This window comes from Streptomyces sp. NPDC006925, assembly GCF_042869575.1.
In the GTDB taxonomy this organism is placed as follows: Bacteria; Actinomycetota; Actinomycetes; order Streptomycetales; family Streptomycetaceae; genus Streptomyces.
In genome coordinates, this window is sequence record NZ_JBIAGB010000039.1 from 1 (window position 1) to 4,835 (window position 4,835).

2 protein-coding genes are annotated in these 4,835 nt (G+C 77.0%); both read right to left on the reverse strand.

From position 1 onward, the window contains the following. Positions 1–204: 204 nt before the first annotated feature. Positions 205–2,523, reverse strand: a complete 2,319-nt coding sequence (locus ACFYNS_RS30755) for a xanthine dehydrogenase family protein molybdopterin-binding subunit (RefSeq protein ID WP_360303479.1) — start codon at positions 2,521–2,523, stop codon at positions 205–207. A 75-nt stretch (positions 2,524–2,598) separates the two neighbouring features. Continuing rightward, positions 2,599–4,611, reverse strand: a complete 2,013-nt coding sequence (locus tag ACFYNS_RS30760; RefSeq protein WP_388606167.1) for a 2Fe-2S iron-sulfur cluster-binding protein — start codon at positions 4,609–4,611, stop codon at positions 2,599–2,601. Between the last annotated feature and the right edge of the window lie 224 nt (positions 4,612–4,835).

Sequence of the window (4,835 nt, forward strand, 5' to 3'; positions counted from 1 at the left end):
CACATGGGTGCGGCTGGGGGTCCTAGGGGGCGAAGCCCACTAGCGGGGGGTGTTGGGGGGCGGAGCCGCCCCAACGCCCGTCCGGCGAGGACAAAGGGGGTTCGGGGGCGAAGCCCCCGACAACGAACGCCGCACCCGGCAAACAACGGGATGGGGGGAACGCACCCCGCAAAGGGGGGCGCCCCCGCAAGGGGGCGCCCGGCGTCAGGTGGGGCTGACCGCGGCCTGGGGACGGATCGGCATCCGATTGACGGGCCGCCCCGTCGCAGCCCGCACCGCCGCAGCGACCGCGGACGGCGTGGTGACGACCGGCGCGGACGACGCGGCTTTCGCCCCGAACGGCGCCACCACATCCCGTTCCTCGATGAGCTTGACGATGCGGATGTCCGGCGCGTCCAGCGCCGTCGGCAGGGCGTAGGCGGTGAAGTCGGCGTGCCGCACGACGCCTTTGGCGACCCGCAGATGTTCGGTGAGGGCGGTGCCGATGCCCTGGGTGATGCCGGCTTCGAGGCGGGCCCGCAGCTGGCGGGGGTTGAGGACGGCACCGACGTCCTGGGCGAGGGCTACTTCGACGACTCGTACGGAGCCGAGTTCGATGTCGACGTCGACGACGGCGCGCACGGCGGCGAAGGCCAGTCCGACGAAGGCGTCGCCCTGGCCCCATTCGTCGAGCGGTTCGGTGGGATGCGGGCGGCACTGCGCGGTGGCCCACAGTTCCTTGCCCTCCAGGGCTTCGGCGACTGTCGTGGAGAGCACGCCGTCGTAGGAGGTGATTTTGCCCTCGGAGATGGTGAGCAGTTCGGTGGACATGCCGAACTTCGCGGCGAGGGGCTGCAGGAGTTGGGTGCGGACCATCTTCGCGGCCCGTTCCACCGCGCCGCCCGACACCCAGGTGTGCCGGCCGCGGCCGCTGGCGCCGGAGGGCGGCTGGTCGGTGTCGACGGAGGCGACGTGCACTTCTTCGATGCCGAGGGTTTCCTGGACGATCTGCCGGGCGAGGGTGTCGAAGCCTTGGCCGGACTCGACGGCGGCGCACATCACGGTGGCGACGGGGCCGCTGACTTTGACGGTGGCGGTGGAGACCTCGTCGGTGCCCTCGGCGCCGAGCATGTGGACCATGCCGAGCGCGTAGCCCACGCCGCGCCGCACGGCCGAGGGATCGCCGGCGCCTTCGGGGCCGCCGGGCAGCAGCCAGTCGTCCTCGGGCGCGTCCTTGGGCAGCGGGGGCAGCGGCGCCTCGTGGACGGCGGTGAGGAGTTCGGCGACGGGCGCCGGGCAGGTGACGGTCTGGCCGGTGGGCAGCAGGTCGCCGGTGGCCATGGCGTTGCGCCTGCGTACTTCGACGGGGTCGAGGCCGAGCCGTTCGGCGAGTTTGTCCATCTGGCCCTCGTAGGCGGCGCACACCTGGAGGGCGCCTTCGCCGCGCACATGGCCGGAGGGTGGGTTGTTGGTGCGGACGACCCAGCCGTCGATCACGGCGTGCGGGACGACGTAGGGCCCGCAGGCGAAGGAGACGGCGGCGGCGAGCGCGTCGGACGAGGTGTCCGCGTAGGCGCCGCCGTCGAGCAGGATCTGCGCCTCGACCTTGACCAGGTTGCCCGCGTTGTCCGCGTGGTGGCGGTAGCGCAGCAGGGTGGGGTGGCGGTGTGCGTGGCCGAGGAAGGATTCCTCGCGGGTGAGCGCGATTTTGACGGGGCAGCCGGTGCGCATCGCCAGCAGTCCGAGCGGGATCTGGAGCGCCGCGTCCTCGCGGTCGCCCATGGAGCCGGGCACCCCGGTGACGACGATCTTGACTTGTTCGGGCGGGAGTCCGAAGCAGGCGGCTGCCAGGTCGCGGTCGGTGTGCGGGTCGGTGGAGGCGGTGTAGATCTCCACGCCGCCGTCCGGGCGCGGTACGGCGAGCGCGGCCTCGGCCCCGATCGGCGCCGGGTCCTGGCGGCCGATCCGGTAGAGGCCCTCGACGACCACGTCGCCGGTGGCTTCGGGGTCGCCGTAGCGCAGCGGGATGTGCCGCAGCAGGTTGCCGTCCGGGTGCAGCGGTTCGGCCTCGAACGCCTTCTCCGGGTCGGTGACGGCTTCCTGCACCTCGTATTCGACGGCGATGGCCGCGGCGGCCAGCCGTGCCGTGTCCGGGTGGTCGGCGGCGACGGCGGCGATCGGCTCGCCGAAGTAGCGCACCACGTCGCGGGCGAACGCGGGCTGGTCGGCGATCCTGCGTCCGTGCGCGGAGTCGCCGGGGATGTCCTCGTGGGTGATGACCGCGAGCACGCCCGGCATCTTGGCGGCTTCTTCGGTGTCGATGGAGACGATCCGCGCGTGCGGGTGCGGCGAGCGGTGCACCGCGGCCCACAGCAGCCCTTCGGCCCACAGGTCCGCTGCGTAGGGGAAGGTGCCCTGCGCTTTGGCGTAGGAGTCGGTGGGGAGGACGGAGACGCCCAGGCCGTGCGGGTCGGGCTCACCGCGGGGGCCCGGCAGCGGGGCGGCGCCTCCGGCGCCGGTGTGCCCGTCAGCCGTTTCCGTCATGCCGCCGCCTTTCTGTGCAGGGTGCGTGCACGGTGCACCCGGGTGTGGGGGTCGCTGCCGCGGGGGCCGGGGGCATCAGGGCGTGCCGCCGTTCCCGGGGTATCGGCTCTGGTGCGGGATGTGGGCGCCGTAGCCGCCTTCGTCCCACGTACCGCTGTCGTGGGTGCCGGGAGCCTCGGGCGGGCCCGGGTACGCGGGTGCCGCCGGGTCGGGCCCGTAGCCGGGAGCGCCGCCGCCGTGGCCGTCGGTGCCGTAGCCGTCCGGGCCGGGGGGCGCCGGGTGCCCGTCGGGGCCGTGGCCGCCCTGCTCATGGCCGCCCTGCTGATAGCCGGCCTGCCCGTAGCCGCCCTGCTGGTAGCCGCCGGGAGCCCAGGAGTCCTGCTGGTAGCCGCCCGGTTGCTGCCCTGCGTCGTAGCCGCCTTGCGGGTCGGGGCCGGGGGCGTGGGGCTGCCCGCCGGGGGCCGGGTGCGCCTCCGGCGCTTGGTGCTCCTGCTCGGCCCGGGCCGCGCGCTGCTCCACGACGGTGCGGACGGCGTCCACCACCCCGCGGTACCCGGAGCAGCGGCACAGGTTGCCGCTGATCGCCTTGCGGGTCTCCAGGTCGGTGGGCGCGTGGTTGCCCTCCAGCAGGTCGTGCACCGTCATCGCGAGTCCGGGTACGCAGAACCCGCACTGCACGGAGCCGCTCTCGGCGAGCGCGCACTGCACGTCCGAGGGGGTGCCGTCGACCGACAGGCCCTCGACGGTGCGGACCTCGCTCCCGGCCGCGGTGGCGGCGGGTACCAGGCAGGCGGCCACGAGCCGCCCGTCCACCTGCACCGAGCAGGCTCCGCACTCGCCTTGCGAGCAGCCGTCCTTGGCTCCGGCGAGGCCCAACCGCTCGCGCAGCACGTACAGCAGCGACTCGCCGATCCAGGCGCTGGCGACGGGGCGGTCGACCCCGTTGACCCGCAGCTCGTACGAGACGTGCGGGTGCTCGTCCTCGGTCTCGACGGTCTCGGGGACCGGCGCCGCGTCCTCCTCGGCCGCGGGGGCGGCGCCGTCCCCGGATGGCTCCGGGACACCGCCCCCGGGCGCCTCCGGGATGCCGTCCTCGGGCGGGTGGACCGGTTCCGGGCCGCTGTCGGGCCCGGCGCCTGCGGAGCCGTCCGCCGGGCCGCCGACCGGGGGTTCCGGGTACGCACCGGAGGACTCCGCGGAGGGAGCCGCCTCCCCTGCGTCCGCGGCCTCCACCGGCTCGGTGCCGACGGGTTGCGCGGCGGCGGTCCGCTGCGCGGGCACCGGGGCCGGGGCGGCTTCGGCCAGCGAGGTCACCTCGGCGTCCGCGTGGTGCTCCGGCGCGGCGGGCGGCGCGGGCGGTTCGGCCGCGACGATCCCGGGGTCGGCGGCGGGCTGTCCGACCGTTCCGTGCTGCGCCTCGGGCGGCTGCGGGTACTCCGGGGGGGCGGATGCCGCGGCGCCTGGGTTGCCGGGGTGCCGCGGCTCGGCGTCGGGTGTCCCGGCGGGTCCGTCCGCGGTGGGGGCGCTGGGGAACCGGTACGCGGGCGCGTCCGGCGCGTCCGGGAAGGGGCGGTCGGCGCCGCCCGGTTCGGGTGCGGGCGGCGGTCCGGGGATGTCCGGGTGCGGCATCTGCCCGGGGGCGGGCGCCGCGGAGTCCCAGTGCGGGGCCGACGTCGGCGAGGAGGGCGTCCAGGCGGGCGCCGGCGCCTCGGGGGCCGCGGGCGCGGAGGCCGCGGGAGCGTGCGGGCCCGGCGCGGGCGCACCGGGGGGCGCGGATCCGGGCGCGGGCGGCGCGGGGTTGCCGTCCGGCGCCGCGGGGGGTGCCACACCCGGGCCCAGGGGGCGGCGGCCGGTACGGGCCTCGTGCGAGCCCGCGAGCGCGGCGGCCGCGCCTCGGCCGAGCCCCGCTGACCCGTCGGCCGCGGGCGGGTGCGGCGCGTCCTGCGGGTGGGGGCCGGGTCCGCCGAGTGGGCCGTGGCCGGGTTCGGGTGCCGCGGCGTACTGCGCGGGGTGCGCGTCGGCTCCCCCGGGCCCGTGCGGTCCGGGGACCGCGGCGCCCGGCTCGCTCCCGGGTGCGAACGGCAGCACCCAGTGCTGTCCGGCGGCCGGATCGGCGCCGGGGTCCGGGGCTCCGCCGTCCGCGGGGTGGTGCGCGGGGTCGATGGACGGCGGGGTGTAGCCGCCCTGCCCGGTACCGGGCGCGGCCAGCGGTGGGGGGGGGGGGGGGGGGGGGCCCGCCCCCCCGCCCCCGCGGGACCGCCGGGGGCCGGCCCGCCCCCCCCCCCCCCCCCCCCCCCCGCCCCCCCCCCCCC